We start from the raw sequence: 15,506 nt of genomic DNA on the forward strand, positions 1-15,506 counted from the left end.
GTAGATTATTTAAAGTTGATTCGAAGTGAGGTCAGGAATTGTCTGGGAGCAGAATAGGTCGCATATGAGATGCCGCCCGTGGAAGCTCCTCCCTGTCCTGTTGAAGCCCCACTGATGGTGGCTTCGGGATCAAATGATGACGAGGCAAAGTTGAATGGGTTCACCACGTTCGCGCCAATGACAATGTTTTGGAAGACAGTACTTGATTTTGGGCTTATGGTATAATTGGCACCAATGTCCCGCACTTTGATGAAATCTGTTTTTTCCACAAACCTATTGGTAAAGTTCAACCAGTTGGACCTACCATTTTCCTCAATTTCGGCAGCAGGGATCTTATCTTCCGAGGCACCATACAAAAACCTGAACTGCTGGTCAAAACTATTGGCAAAAGCCCCTTTCTGATAGCTTGCATTGGCATAAAGGGAAAACCCTCCATGGTTGAACGTCAGTCCCATATTTCCGTAGAGATCCGGCAAGGTTGTTCCCAGATAGGATTGGGCGGTGGTACTTTCCAGTACCCCATTTTCATCAAAAACACCGAAATTTCCCCTAATGTAACCTACCGGATGCCCCTCCTCAACAACAGTCTGAATGGTGCGGGCACTAAAACCATTGATGTTGAATGGAGCAATGCCCCCTGAACTCAACACTTGGTTCTTTAACGTATTAACGGAAAGATTGAGGCTCAAGGACCCCTTATCCGTTCGAAAGGGAACCACATTGGCACTGATTTCCCATCCTTTGTTCTCTATCTCCCCTACGTTGTACAATTGGCTCTGGTCAAAACCTGTGGACGGTGTGGGTGGCACATAAAAAAGGGCATCCTTTGTTTTGGCACTATATCTGGATACAGAAAGGTTGATCCTATTGTTCAGCACTGCCAGGTCCAGACCTGCTTCATACGTGGTCGTTTTTTCAGGCTTAAGGTCATCATTGCCGGGGTTGGCAAAAAAAGCGGCCTGTTCCCCTTGAAAACCATTAAAGGCTACGGTCCTTTCATTGACAAATGCCGGTGGAAGGTTTCCTGCGACACCATAGTTTCCACGAAGCCTCAATGAGTTCAACCAACTTACATTTTCCAAGAAGGATTCAGAACTCGGCAAGTAGGAAAGACCCACCTTGGGATAATATTGCGTGCCGATATTGTCTCCGAAGGAAGGGTTCCTATCCCCACGGACTCCCAGATCCAAGAACAGCTTATCCTTAAAGCCTATGTTCTCTTGGGCATAAACACCATAGTTCAATACCTCTACCAAAAATTCATCACTGGTCTTTATGGCCGCATCACTGATAGTTCTGGCCCCATCCCTGATATTGGTCCCCACATACCTGATCTGGTGGTCCTTGTTCCTGAACAACTGCCCACCTATGGTCGTAATAAGGGAAAAGTCCCCGATATCCCACTTGTGCTGTCCTGTAAATTCCAATGTGATGCCAAAATATTTTCGGTCCACATTCGAAATACTTCCCTCATCATTTATTTCAGACTGGGTGGTGTGGGACAGGTATTCATTGGTCTGCACATTTTGATCGGACTGTACCCTGTAATCAATACCACCCGTAAACTTGAACTCAAGATCATTGATGGGCCTATATGTAAAGGCCTGCGAAGTGGTGAACCGGTTCACATTAATCTCATTGTCCTGTAATTCCTCTGCCCGATGTACATATGCTTTTATTTCTTCGAACTCGCTGTCGGTCATTTCATCCAAACGATTGTTGAATCCCTGCAAGGAGGAAGAGCCGCTTTCCGCGAACCAGAGTCCGGTGTACCCCCCTTGGTTCCCGTTACGGTTTCTCTTATATGTATTGTTCACAAAGATGAAAGAGCTGTTGTACACTACTTTCTCCCCCAACTTGGCCCTGAATCCGGTACTGAAATCAATTTTTCGATTGGAATTGTTATCAGCATATTGTGAACCTTCATTGTCCAAATAGTTTCCAGAAAAACTGAAGCCAAAACCTTCATTGCCTCCATTGATACCTATATGGTATTTTTGGTAAAGCCCGGTCTGGAACAAGAGATCCTTGCTTCTATCAAAATATAAGAAATCCGTGGTAGGTGTCTCGACCCCGGACTGCAATTCCAAGGTGACCTTTGTTCCTTGTGCCCCTCCTTTTTTGGTAAAGATCTGGATGACCCCATTGGCGGCATCTGAGCCATATAGGGTTGTTGCGGCACCCCCGTTGATGTATTCGATCCGCTCAATGTTATCCATGGGGATATCGGCAATGGAACTGATGGCCGCTCCTTGCGAGCTTCCACCTCCCAGGGAACTCCGTGTGTTCAGGTTGTCCATTCTTACCCCATCGATATAGAAAATGGGAGTAGAGCTCAAAAAAGCGGAGTTCACCCCGCGAACCCTGATCAATGAAGAGGCTCCGGCCTGCCCTCCCGTTAAATTGATCTGGGCATTGGGAAGTTTTGTAGAAAGCAATTGGTCGATTCGTTGTGATGGAATGTTTTCCAGATCCTCCGCTTTGATCACTTCCACTTTACTGGATATCCGTTTCTTGTTGATCCCGGCACCCTGACCGGTCACAACTACCTCATCCAACTCAGAAAGACTTCCTATCAAGTTTATGTTCAAAGGCTGGTTGTTGTCCACGGTGATGGTTTGGCTTTCATATCCGATATGGGAGACTTGGAGCTGTGCAGGCAACCCTTCAACTTCAATGGCAAAATTACCTTCCCAATCGGTCATGGTCCCATTGGAACTTCCAATGACCACAATGGAAACCCCGGGCATGGGCATTCCTGCCTCATCTTTTACGTTACCTCTCAAGGTTTGTTGAAAAATGGATTTCTCCACTGATCCCATTGCTGATTTTACCAGAATGCCGTTTTGTGTCTTTTTGAAGCTGACCCCTGTTTTTTTGCTCAGGGCATCCAGGACATTTTCCAAAAGTACATTCTCCATATCCATGGAAATGGGGTGCTTAACTATTGGATCATTGGTCACATAGATAAACTTGACGGTCGTTTGTTTTTCGATCAACTGTAGGACGTCCTCCACATTTCCCGAATCAATATGGATGTTTATTCGATCATTTTGATCGTGTTTTCCAGGGATGGCGGTATCATTACCTCTTGCATGCACCAACTGGGACAACAATGCTAAGGCTATAATTACAATTTTTTTCATCTTCATGGTTTTTTAGAGTATCATTTAATGGTCTGTAAGGTTGTTTTTAATGGTTCTGATGGTGATGGCCACATGCTGCTCCACAGTTCTGTATGATATGCCCAGGATTTCTGCGATTTCCCTATACTTAAAACCTTCAATCCTGCTCATTTCAAAAACCCTTCTGGAGCGTTCGGGCACTTTTTGTAGTATATCTTCTATACGCTTTTGGTTTATTTGTTTTTCCTCTTGGTGGATCAGTTCTTCTTCATGACTTGGCTGCTCTGCATTGGAATAGTTCAAATGGTCATGGATCTGTGTCAACAGGCTCTCGCCCTTGGCCGTCCGCAATAATTTGTTCCTGGCCATGATGTACAGGTAGGCTTTGGGGTACTTTACTTCGGATAGCGCATCCCTTCGGGTCCATAACTCGATGAAAACATCCGCTACTTTTTCCTCTATGATGAGGGTATTCTGTTCAAACATTGCCCCGAACCGGCATAAGGGGCGGTAGAACTTTTGGTGCAATAGCATCAGAGCTTCATATTTACCCTCTTCCAATTGGGCAAAGAGTCGAAGATCCTGGTTTTCTTTTCTAGATGATGAAGGGCTGAGGGAACTAGTCTTCATTGGTATGTATCAGATAGGTTTGTTCTTCCAAACTCTCTATGGCAACTCCCGTGATGAATTCCATGGCCTCCTTAAAATCATCGATATTTTTGCCCTTGAACAATCCTTTAATGGATTTGTTGGCAACCACGCTGTCCTTGAGGACAAATTGTACCCCATAATAATTGTTGATCTTGGGAAGTGCCTTTTCCAATATCTCGTCCCGGAGCACCAAAACCTCATCCTTCCAGGCGAGTGCTTCCTTGGGGTCGAACATTTTTTTGTCGATATGCCTGTTCAAAGGATCATAGACCACTTGTTCATTGGGATACAGCGTAATGTTCATCCCACTATCCGGAATCCTTACGTTGACCTTTCCTTTTTCCAAGGATATGGTTCCCAGGGTATCGGAAGTATTGACATTGAACTCCGTTCCGAGCACCAGAACCTCTACATCTTCCGTAAATACCATAAATGGTTGATTTTCATTGTGGACCACATCAAAAAATGCCTCTCCGGTCAAATGCACAGTACGGTTGGTCAAAAAATCATTGTGGTATGCCAAGCTACTTTCTGAATTTAAAATGACCTTGGTACTATCGGGCAGGTAGAATGTCACCCGTTCTTGGGACTGTGTAGTGAACTTATTGGGGTATGACATGTACAAGTCCGAAGTTAGCAACCACCCCACCACAAGTGCCGCAGCAATTCCCGTGATCGCCATAAGACGGGTAAGCTTTGCCCTTTTGCTGCTTTTTTGAAATGGGTATTGTCGCTTATGGTGCTCTTGGGAATATGTCGCAGGGTATTCTTCCCAGATTTTTTTATAGATGGCGTATTCTTTCTTCAGGTCATCATTGATGCTCAATTCCACCTCAAAAAGAAATCGCTCCTCCTCACTTCCTTCCTTGGCCAGGTAGCGGATGCATTCTTCTTCCACCGTGTTATTTCTCATAGTATTCCCCTATTGTCGGGTTACATAACTAAGAGACACGAAATTGAAAAATCCCGTAGTGTTTGGTTTCAAGAAAATGCTAGTAAACCATGAAGTAAATGTTAACTGATCACCAATCGTAGTCTGCTTTGGGAATGACTTTATAAAAAGCAGGAGTAGATTCTATTTTTGGCATACCGGTCTGCCCGAACTGTCCTGAAAATGTACCTTCGCCGGGAAAGATTGAGCATATTGAAATCCTGATAAGTAACTGGAGAACAATCTTCAATTTCAAAACTTTGGCTGGTTCAGGCAGTTCTCAGGATGTGTACCCTTCAACTTGAGTCATACCACAAGGATCACAATTCATTGCCCTGACCCTGTAATATGCTCATAATCAATAAGCCCCGAATTTTTGATAAATGTCCTACGTTCATGACCCATTTTTTGATAAAAAAAGGAGGGGCAAAACCCCTCCCTCTGACTAACTATGATAACTAAACTACTGAATCAATCCCACCCAAAAACTTGTTCCAAGTTTGGGTTCAATGCCATTTCTGGAGCTGGAATGGGGCGGTAATAATGTTTGGGTTCCTGAAATGTTCCGCGTTCGGGCGTACCCACCACATATCCGCTGGTACCATTGGTCAAATACACATCTGCATTGCTTCCAACACTTCCTGCCCGATAGTACACCAGGGCAACTCCCAAATCGTTCAACTCCTTCGGGTCTGGAATGGGATCGGCAGCTCCCAATAGCTCAATATCTTCCACCCCATCTCCAGTAAGGTCATATTGACCAAGGCCCGGAAAGTACATTCCAAGAGGTTCCTCTTCCAAAAGTTTTCCGGCCTTCCAGCGATTCAGGTCGTCCAGCCGCCTTCCCTCCATGGCAAGTTCCACCCTACGCTCCCGTCTAATCTCCAGCAAAACAGCACTGGTAACACTGGGATAACGTGCCGCCTGTACTGGGTCTAGGGCGACATCCATATTTAATGGGGGCATTCCAACTCGGCTTCTGAGTTGGTTCACCGTTTCATTTAATGTAGTCTGGTCCAAGGTGCCCAACTCTGCCTTTGCCTCGGCCAAGTTCAACAATACCTCCGCATATCGGAGTACAGGAATATCGATTCCCCTTCTGACGTCCAGGGATGGATCATTGGCAAAACCTTTGATTTGGTGGTAGCCAGTAAAATTCTTCTTTAGCTCTTGTACATAGTTTGCGGTTCCAGGGCTATAGGTGGATGTATAATATAGTTCCCACCCTGGATATGCATAGGTCTGTGACAGTCTAGGATCTCTGTTTTGGAATTCTTCCACAAAGGTCATGGTCCCCATATTTGGTTCTTCACTGAAATAAGAACCATCTGTCATGAGATAGGATTCCAGTAGGTCGCGCCCCATGGACATCTCATAGCTCCCGAATAGGTATTGTGGATCATCTGTGTTCTTTATATCAACCTCATGTATATTGGTAAAAATGACCTCTGGGTTGGCGGTAAGGTCTTGACTGTTGAAAAGAGCCAAGTAATCCCCATTGGGGTTCCCTGTGTTATATATGGCAAATCCACCTTGGTCCACAATATCTTGGGATACACTTTCGGCCAATTGCAAATAGGTGTTAGCAGTTGCTTCCAACCCCAACTCACTGTGATACTTTCTAAAAGTCCCTTCATAAAGGGCATTCCTACTGTAATAGGCCATGACCGTCCACCTGTCCACTGCACCGGTCGGAACATCTTCCTTGACATGGTCCATGGCAAACTGATAGTCCTCGAAAATATGGTCCACAACTGTTTCCCTTGAATCGCTTGCCTTGTAAAGGTCCTCCGAATCCGTGGCAAGTACATGGTCATACCAAGGCACATTCGAATATCTTTTTACCTTTTCCATATAAAATTGTGCCCTAAAAAATCGAGCGACGCCTATATAGTGGCTTTTGATGTCTTCGCCTATGTTCGCCTTATCTGCATTTTCCAAAAAAAGATTGATATCCCTAAGACTGCCCCATCCCCAGCCCGAGGTTATGGTCTGGGAATTGGCTTCGGTGGTCATGATGGTCTTGATCTCACGGTTGCCGGTCGTCCCTGCATTATCCGTTGCGTCATCGTAATACAATCCCAACCCGGGAAAACTATATAGACCATTTACATAGATGGCCAAGTCTTCCTCTGTATTGAAAAAATTATCCACCCCGATTTCCGTTTCGGGCAACCGGTCAAGATAATCGTCATTACACCCCACGGCCAAGGTCAATAGGGCAACGGTCAAGCTTGTGGTGAAAGACCTCCTCATATATTTTCTATTGTGTTTCATTTTTGAGTTCATTTCTAGTTAAAAGGTGACATTGATACCGAAAGCATACTTTCGTTGATAGGGATATTGGTACCCACTGGTTTCCTGTCGTCCTGCACTATGTGCCGGGTTGATCCTATTATTCACATCGGATATGGATTCGGGGTCAAAGAAGTCAGCTACTTCGGACCACTCGAAAAGGTTGTCCCCGGAAAAGTACAATCGCAATGATGTAATGCCCATTTTCTTGGTATAGGTAGACGGGATGGTGTATCCGAAGGTGATGTTCTTGAGCCTTAGGTAGGCAGCACTGAGCATATATCCGGTTTGGGGAATGGCCAGTCCTTGAGCCTGGTCTATTCGCTCTCCTAGGTTACGGTCGGCCAACCATGCCTGGAACACGGGGTACCTTGCATCGGTATTGGCACTGGCATAACCCGCATCTATATAGGCCTGTGAGTGTTGAGCCATAAGATCGGCGGGGTCATCGGAGGCCCTATAAAAGTCGTTCAGGTGGGCATAACCTCCGGCGTATGGTTGTTGGTAAAAGCCCCAATAGATGTAATCTTTGGGATAAAAATCCCTTTTGCCCACTCCTTGTAGAAATATGCCCAGGTCAAAATTGTTCCAATCCATGTTCAGGTTAAGGCCAAAGCGATATCTTGGCAACATGTTTCCAATAACACTAAGGTCCTTTGGGTCATCGGCCGTGGTTCCCTTTTCGATTTTTTGGTTACCGTCCAAATCCTTGTATTTGGGCCAACCTTCCACAATTTCCAAGGCTCCCCATGGTATAATGGCCGTCTCGTCCAAGGCATCTATCTCGGCTTGGGACTGAAACAGTCCATCAGAAGTGAGCCCCCATATTTCACCCAACTCCATCCCTTCACGATATTGGGTAAGGCTATTGTTCGGATTTTCAAATCGGGTTATGTAAGATCGGCTATCACTTAGCACGAAGCTTGTACTAAAATTGAAGGGATTGCTAGGATTACCGAAACTATCCTTATAGCCAAGGGAAAGTTCCCAACCTTCCGTTTTCAGATCCGCTGCATTCTCATTGGGCTCGGATGCACCTAAAACGCCTGGTAAATCGGTCCCCACGGTCAACATATCCTTGGTGTCCCGACGGTATACATCCAAAGTGGCGGTTAGCTTGTTGTTGAAAAAGCCCAAATCCACGCCCAAGTTTTTGGTGATCACGGTTTCCCACGTATAATTGGAAGATGCAAGACCGGGAGAACTCACCTGTGTGGGAAGTTCCCCGTTTATGATATATCCTCCTTGACCTGCACTCATGGTAGGAATATATCCAAAAGCACCAACATCCTGGTTGCCCAAGGAACCATAGGAAGCCCTTATCTTGAATAGGTTCAAAGTGGGCTCCAATGCTTTCATGAAAGGTTCCCGGGAAACGTTCCACGCTGCGGACACCGATGGGAAAAACCCAAAACGCTTATCCTTTGGGAAACGGGACGAACCATCGTATCGTCCATTAAGTTCCAAAATATACCTATCCTTCAAAATATAATTGGCCCTATAAAAAGCACCCCTAAGCGCCCAGCTATATACTGCTGTATCGTTTTCATCCAACAGAATGGGACCAGTTGCCAAATTAAGCACCGGTAGTGAAGAAGAAATCACACCGCTTCGGCTAAGTGAAATATACTCGTCCCAATATTCCTCTTGGTTATACCCGGCCAACAGGGTCAATTGATGATTTTCCCCAAAGGTTTTGTTGAAGGTCGCATAAAGGTTCAGGACGTTGTATTGTTCCACACCAAAATCCCTCCATACCTGGTTGTTGCCTTCTTCCCTCACATCGTTGGGACCAAACCCTATCTGATACTTGGAATAAAATGCATCGTAATTTTGGTTTTCCTGCTCGTAGGTATATTCCCCATTGATTTTTAGCATATCCTTGACCAGCCATGCCTGTGCCGTGAAATTGGTACGGAACGTATAGGTATTGTATTCTTCATCCCCTCCATCCGTCAATTGGGCCGCCATTCGTCCCACAGGAGTATTGGCCCAGCTCCCATCTGGATTTTCAGCATAGGCGTAGGTGTTGAAATCGAAAAGGGTGGAGATGTTAAAATAGGAAGGGTTTTTTCTTTTTCCTTTGATATAGGATGTATTGTTACCCACCGACAACCAATCGGTCAATTGTACGTTCAATTTGGACCGCATCCCTGTACGGGTAAAATAATCCTCGGCCAGGATCAAGGAACCATTGTCCTTGTTATAGGACCCGGAAATAAAATAGTTTATCTTATCCGTTCCCCCAGTGGCACTAAGGCTATGGTTTTGGGAATAGGTGGAACTCGATAAAAAATAATCGGTCCAGTCCCTATTGCCCATATATTCCCAAAGTCCTGGGTTTACCGTACTTTCACGTACCCCCACGGTCCCGTAGGGATTATCGCTGCGTTCACGTGCCCACTGCAACTGTTCCGTTGTAAAATACTGGTTGTGCCATGGAGTGTTCTTTGAAGCGGTTTCCTGTAGCCTCATATAGATGTATGGGTCGGAAATCTTATCCGGTAATACGGTGGCCGTCCCCAAGGTGACATTGGTATTGTAATTGATCCGCATTTTGCCGTCAGATCCACTTTTCGTGGTCACAAGAACAACCCCAAAAGCCGCCCTGGCTCCATAAATGGCTGCAGATGAGGCGTCCTTTAACACCGAAATGCTCTCGATATCCTCTGGGGCCAATTGGTTGAGATAGGAAACATCAGAAGGAATATTGTCAATGAGCACCAATGGATCACCACCATTGATGGATGTGAATCCCCTGATATTGATTTTGGGATTGGCCCCGGGTGCACCACTGGAAAAATCAATGTTGAGCCCTGGGGAAATTCCCTGGAGGCCTTGGGTAACATTGTTAATGGGTCTTGAGGATAGCTGCTCCACAGAAACATTGTTGACCGCACCAGATAGGTTCACTTTCTTTTGGGTGCCAAACCCTACAACAACCACCTCGTTCAAGCTCTGGATATCTTCCTCAAGGGTAATATCGATGGTGTTTGCCGCACCTACGGTCACCTCCTTCTTGGAAAAACCGATATAGGAAAACTCCAATATCTGTCCTTCCGTTGCTGTGATGGAATAATTACCATCAAAATCGGTAGCGGTCCCATTGGTGCTACCTTTCACCATGACAGTCACGCCGGGCATGGGCACTCCGGAGGCATCAATGACCGTTCCTGTGACTTCCTTTTGGGCAAGGCCCATAAAGGCAGTGGTCAAAAACAGTACTAAAAGTAATGTGTTCTTCATTTCATTTAAAAGTTTAGATGGGATTTAAAAAATGGTTTGATTATTCTTCTGAAAACCAAGTATTCAGTGTTGTGTGCTCTGTTTCCAGGACAAGCTTGCAAAACCCCTTTGGGATTTTTCTCATGGGAATTTCGACCTGTCCCTTCCCAAGGATGACGGTATCCATAAACTTATAATCGTCCTTGCCTCCAGATTTAAAATCATTGGTGCCGCTCAGATACAGTTTTCCCTCCCCTTCGGATAGGTTTTGCCATGAAACCACAAGGTTGTTCCCTTTTCTTTTGGCCTTTAGGTCGATTGCATCCACTGGTTGTACCAACGAGACACCGTCCCATTCCCGTCTTATATGGATCGGCACTTTGATCCCCAAGAAATCGGTCATGGTGGGTAGGATATCGACAACTGCGGGAATACGCTCATTAAAGTATGGGTTGGTCTGCTTTGAATTGGTCACTATCCAGGTACTTCTCTCCCTCTCACTCTGCCCCCCGTGGTGCTTACCGTCCTTGGCTCCCCTACCATGGTCCGTGGTCACTATAAACAGCCATTCCTCATTGTGGGAAGCTTGGCGCTCTTCAACTGCCATCCATATTTTACCGATCAATTTGTCTTCAAAATGGATGGCCGCATTGAAACGGTCGCCATCTCCAAAACCATGGCCCATATCATCAGAAAATTCAAGATATACCCAAGATACGTCGGGAGCCTTTTCCAGAATGGTCTCGGCCGCATGATCAGCAACGGTATAATCGATGAGCTTCATAAAGTTTCTTTGGACATCATGGGGAAAATTGATGGAATCATGTTCCAATCCATCAAAATGGTAATCAACCCTGATTCCCCCTGTTTCTTCCATACCATTGCCCACCAACTTGGTTCGGTTGTCCAGCCATGAGGAGAATACCCCGATGGTTCCGTCGGGATATTGGTCCTTGTACAATCGGAAAATGGTCGGGTAATTGTAGTTGGGAGCCTTGATTTCATTGCCCCAAACATTGTGCTTGTTGGCCCAGGTCCCGGTAATCAAACTATTGTATCCCACAGCAGAAATGGTAGGTGTTTCGGAGTAGGTATCTTTTCCTCCCCCAACATAGGCTTCGGTATAGCCCCCTAAATCCCCAATTTGGTCCAAAAAAGGAGTGTCGGCTGTCTTTAATTGATCTGCCGAAATACCGTCCACAATGATAAAGACCACTTTTTTTGCCGCGAAATCCTTTTCCATATTTTGGGCCTGGACCATACCGAAGACCAAAATCCCGATAAAGAGGGTAAGCTTGCTCATATTCATAATGATTTGTTAAGTGAGGTCAAAGGAATATAAATTGAACGACTGTTCAATTAAAGAATATTTAAGTCATTGTTATGGAATCGTAAAATAAATTGAATGACTGTTCAATCAATTTATTTTTTGAAAAAAGAGTATTATTGTTGCCTTGATAACAAGGCATTCAATTCTAAAGAAATAAACAAGAATGGGCAGAAAGAGCTTGGGGGCCATTAGAAGATTGGAAATCATCCAATCCTTTTATGAAGTGGCCAGGGACATTGGCCTAGAAAATGCATCCATAGCCAAAGTGGCAGAATCCATGGGGATAAGCAATGGTTTGGTCATGCATTATTTCAATACCAAGGAAGAACTTTTATTGGGGCTGAACGAATATATCCTACAACAGCATTTGAATGTTTTGATGGAAGGAAACCTAGGGGCCATACGGACCCGGCAGGACTTGGAAGACCTTATCCATAACCTGTTTTCCAGAAAATGGAACCAGTATTTCGACGATGGTGTCTTTTATAGTTGCTATGCCATGATCTATCGTAACGAGGCAATCAACGACAGTTTCAAGCAGTATCTCTTAAAATTGCACGATGTGCTTAGGGAAGAGTTGAACCAGGCCCGTAGCAATGGAATCATATGCAATACCAATATTGATGAACTGACCGAGATCATCTTTGCACTCATAGATGGATCTTATTATTACATGGGGATGTTCGAACAGGGAAAAGTTGCACATCAGAAGCAACAGGACATCTACATCAATCACTGTTTGGGCCTTTTTAAATATGTCGATCCATGAGCCTTTTCTTTGAATTGTTGGGATGGATAGGGTCCTTCTGTTTTCTTTTGGCCTATTATATGCTCATTCGGGGAAAATGGCAAGCCAACCAGCCCATATACCATTGGTACAATATAGCTGGCAGTGTTCTCTTTGTGGCCAATGGCGCCTATTATTCGGCTTGGGCCGTTCTTTTTATCAACTTTGTATGGGGTATTATTGCCTGTTATGGGTTGATCAAGACTGCAAAAAACGGTCGTAGTACACCACTCGAAACGGAAAAAAGTGAGTATAGAAAAAATCACAAATAAGTGACTGATTCAGATCTAATTATAGCTAAAATTAAGGTGGTTCAATTTATCCATTTTTGGTGGTTCTCATTATCCGTCCCACACACTCCATACACCTCATCCTGATAGCTGTTCAATAAACGGGCTATGGGTCGGCCCATGGAGCCTTCCCTTGTTTTCATCCCATTCATTCACCGAAACATAACGTTTCAAACTTATCTCGGCACGTTTTCCATTGACAGTGATACGGGCATAAATGGTCAATTTTTCAGGGTTATTGGAAATGTCCCTAGTGAAGATTAGAACCTTTAAAGTGTTGGAATTGAGTATAATAAAATTTTTTTTTGGTTTGACAAAACTATTTTGCAAAACACCCATGAACAGCGTCAAACTGAAGCTAAATTATGCACAAGAAACGTACCGAAGCATTCACCGAACTCTACACCTTTTATATGGTCTTATTTGATATCAGATGAATGCACAAAAAACAAAAATTTCTGACAATCAGTCGATTAACAGTGGTTTGATACTACCTATTTAGTGGTTCGTCGGGAGGATACCCTCATATCAAGTGGAAAAAGAACAGCCCGAAATTACTTCGGTAAACTTACCAAAAATGAAACGGGAAAATCGGCAAAGGACCATATACAGGATTATATGATCGAAATTGCCAAGAAGAAAATCTTCAATACCGAAAAATCCATGAGTGGGACCGCCTATGAACTGAGTTTCAAATACCCTCAACATTTCAACTGCTTCTTCAAAAACAAGTGGGCTATAGCCCCAATGAATATCGAATGTTGAATAGGCTTCGCAAGGAAGGGTCGTCTCAAATCCTTATTTGACCAAAAGCTCAAGACGTCTACTCCCCTGCCTTTCAAGGAGCACCATTCTTAATCGTTCGTGAGCATCGATCACATATTTCGGACAGCCGTGGACAAACAGATGGGTGGTCCCGCTTGTTATATCCTTGTTATGGCTATACATTGCTTTAGTATGGGATAAATTTGAGCTAAAGGAAGAATATGGAATACAGATTTTCCTTAAAAAATCCATCAACAATAATCTCCACAGTGTAGCATAAAACCCTGCCATCGGCTTGTTCACCATTTGCTAAATCTAAGCCAGTATAGTTTTGAGATCATTGATCATTTAAGTTTGCCTATAAGCAAAAGGATTGATGCCACCGCCCTTTTCAGACCTTCAAAATCTTGCCCTTGCAACATTGTCTTTGATATCAATTGCGACCCCATACCAACACAAGTAACCCCTGCATCGAACCAGGACCTCAGGTTGGATTCATCGGTGCTTACACCTCCTGTGGGCATCACACTGGTCCATGGCTGGGGACCTTTGATCGCTTTTACAAAATCTGGACCGTAAGTAGAACCTGGAAAGAGTTTGATTACCTCACAGCCCAGTTCTTCAGCGCGATTGATCTCAGCCAGCGAGCCGCAGCCAGGGGACCAAAGTACCTTACGCCGGTTACAGATCAAGGCTATGTCCTCACGTAATGATGGGGTGACAATAAAATTTGCCCCCATCTGCATAAACAGTGAAGCCGCCGCGCTGTCTGTAATGGATCCTACGCCCATGATCATTCCTGGAAGTTCCTTGATGGCATATTTGTTCAACTCTGAAAAAACTTCAAAGGCAAAATCGCCCCTTGCCGTAAATTCCATCAATCGTGCCCCACCATCGTAACACGCCTTTAGGACTTTTTTTCCCAATGCCACATCGGGGTGATAGAAAAGGGGTACCAGTCCGGTATCCCTCATTGTATTGACTACATCAATTCTTGAAAATTGTGCCATCCTATTCCCTATTTTTTATCAACGGGCCACCCTTCCAGATGCATCCCCGCCCATTAATTTTTCCACTTCCGATACCGTGGCCAAGTTTGCATCCCCTTTAATAGTATGTTTCAAACAGGATGCCGCTACTGCAAAGTTCAAAGCATTTTGATCATCATCTGGGTATTTGAGCAATCCATAGATAAGCCCTCCCATAAATGAGTCCCCACCACCGACACGATCCACAATATCTGTGATTTGGTACTCTGGTGACTTGTACATGGTTTCACCATCATACAGTACACCCGCCCAAGTATTATGTGATGCAGAAATTGATCCCCGGAGTGTCGTGATCACCTTTTTTGCCCTAGGAAAACGAGCCATCATCTGTTCACAAACGGATAAAAATGCTTCGGCTTTCACATGGTCTCCCTGTGTAGTGATGTCCAGTCCTTCTGGTTGGATTCCAAAGTGTTTTTCAGCATCCTCTTCATTGCCAAGTACAATATCGCAATAAGCGGTAAGCTCGGACATGATCTCTTCCCGTTTGGCATCATTACAATACTTCCAAAGTTTGGCCCTATAGTTCAAATCCGTTGATATGGTCACTCCCATATCACTGGCCATTTTCACGGCCTCCAAACATGCATCGGCTGCTCCCTGTGAAATAGCGGGTGTAATTCCTGTCCAGTGGAACCATTCCACCCCTTCAAACGTTGATTTCCAGTCCACCATGCCTTTTTGAATTTCCGCCATGGCTGAATGTGCACGATCATACACTACTTTACTACCCCTTGAAACCGCTCCTGTCTCCAAAAAATAAATACCCAAACGATCTCCACCATAGATGATCTTGTCTGTACCCACTCCCCGTTTGCGGAGTTCCATAAGGGCGCATTCCCCTATATCATTTTTTGGTAGGCGGGTTACAAAATCCACTGGCACTCCATAATTGGCAAGGGACACGGCCACATTGGACTCTCCTCCCCCATAGACGGCATCAAAACTGTTGGCTTGGGAAAATCGTAAAAATCCAGGGGGTGCCAATCTTAGCATGATCTCTCCAAACGTTACTACTCTTTTCATTTGTATTCTTCTTTTATTGGTAATAGTTGATT

The 15,506-nt window shown here is 44.7% G+C and carries 11 protein-coding genes and 1 pseudogene; 3 read left to right on the forward strand and 9 right to left on the reverse strand.

Annotated elements, in window-relative coordinates; genetic code table 11:
- Positions 1–5: 5 nt before the first annotated feature.
- The 6 genes from D2V93_RS07445 to D2V93_RS07470 form a co-directional block, all read right to left on the reverse strand.
- Positions 6–3,146: a TonB-dependent receptor domain-containing protein gene (locus D2V93_RS07445; RefSeq protein ID WP_220473624.1), complete on the reverse strand. Its 3,141-nt coding sequence runs from the start codon at positions 3,144–3,146 to the stop codon at positions 6–8.
- 24 nt (positions 3,147–3,170) lie between these two features.
- On the reverse strand, positions 3,171–3,755 hold the full coding sequence (locus D2V93_RS07450) for a sigma-70 family RNA polymerase sigma factor (RefSeq protein ID WP_119618999.1): 585 nt from the start codon (positions 3,753–3,755) through the stop codon (positions 3,171–3,173).
- Positions 3,745–4,689 carry a FecR family protein gene (locus tag D2V93_RS07455; RefSeq protein WP_119619000.1) on the reverse strand — a complete coding sequence of 315 codons (945 nt, stop codon included), beginning with the start codon at positions 4,687–4,689 and terminating at the stop codon, positions 3,745–3,747. Before D2V93_RS07455 ends, D2V93_RS07450 begins: the two co-directional genes overlap by 11 nt.
- A gap of 489 nt (positions 4,690–5,178) precedes the next feature.
- Entirely contained in the window at positions 5,179–6,984 is a 1,806-nt protein-coding gene (locus D2V93_RS07460; RefSeq protein ID WP_245978128.1) for a RagB/SusD family nutrient uptake outer membrane protein, read from the reverse strand.
- 18 nt (positions 6,985–7,002) lie between these two features.
- Positions 7,003–10,248 carry a SusC/RagA family TonB-linked outer membrane protein gene (locus D2V93_RS07465; RefSeq protein ID WP_119619001.1) on the reverse strand — a complete coding sequence of 1,082 codons (3,246 nt, stop codon included), beginning with the start codon at positions 10,246–10,248 and terminating at the stop codon, positions 7,003–7,005.
- Positions 10,249–10,288: 40 nt separating this feature from the next.
- Entirely contained in the window at positions 10,289–11,530 is a 1,242-nt protein-coding gene (locus D2V93_RS07470) for an alkaline phosphatase family protein (protein ID WP_245978131.1), read from the reverse strand.
- A 190-nt stretch (positions 11,531–11,720) separates the two neighbouring features.
- Here D2V93_RS07470 and D2V93_RS07475 point away from each other — a divergent pair, with 190 nt between their 5' ends.
- Both D2V93_RS07475 and D2V93_RS07480 read left to right on the forward strand, forming a co-directional pair.
- Complete coding sequence (locus tag D2V93_RS07475; RefSeq protein ID WP_119619003.1) at positions 11,721–12,326, forward strand: TetR family transcriptional regulator; 606 nt, start codon at positions 11,721–11,723, stop codon at positions 12,324–12,326.
- Positions 12,323–12,616 (forward strand): CBU_0592 family membrane protein, encoded by a 294-nt coding sequence (locus D2V93_RS07480; protein ID WP_119619004.1) that lies wholly within the window; start codon positions 12,323–12,325, stop codon positions 12,614–12,616. The genes D2V93_RS07475 and D2V93_RS07480 overlap by 4 nt, the downstream gene beginning before the upstream one ends.
- A 192-nt stretch (positions 12,617–12,808) precedes the next feature.
- On the opposite strand, the pseudogene D2V93_RS18975 reads toward D2V93_RS07480, so the two are convergent.
- Positions 12,809–12,973: pseudogene (locus D2V93_RS18975) on the reverse strand (hypothetical protein); the annotation flags it as partial.
- A gap of 162 nt (positions 12,974–13,135) precedes the next feature.
- Here D2V93_RS18975 and D2V93_RS18965 point away from each other — a divergent pair.
- Complete coding sequence (locus D2V93_RS18965) at positions 13,136–13,399, forward strand: helix-turn-helix domain-containing protein (protein WP_335341139.1); 264 nt, start codon at positions 13,136–13,138, stop codon at positions 13,397–13,399.
- A 344-nt stretch (positions 13,400–13,743) separates the two neighbouring features.
- Here the strand turns inward: D2V93_RS18965 and D2V93_RS07495 are convergent, their stop codons facing one another.
- Positions 13,744–14,409 (reverse strand): bifunctional 4-hydroxy-2-oxoglutarate aldolase/2-dehydro-3-deoxy-phosphogluconate aldolase, encoded by a 666-nt coding sequence (locus D2V93_RS07495; RefSeq protein ID WP_119619005.1) that lies wholly within the window; start codon positions 14,407–14,409, stop codon positions 13,744–13,746.
- A gap of 18 nt (positions 14,410–14,427) precedes the next feature.
- Positions 14,428–15,474, reverse strand: a complete 1,047-nt coding sequence (locus tag D2V93_RS07500; protein ID WP_119619006.1) for a sugar kinase — start codon at positions 15,472–15,474, stop codon at positions 14,428–14,430.
- Between the last annotated feature and the right edge of the window lie 32 nt (positions 15,475–15,506).

The organism is Flagellimonas taeanensis, from assembly GCF_003584105.1.
Taxonomy (GTDB): domain Bacteria; phylum Bacteroidota; class Bacteroidia; order Flavobacteriales; family Flavobacteriaceae; genus Flagellimonas; species Flagellimonas taeanensis.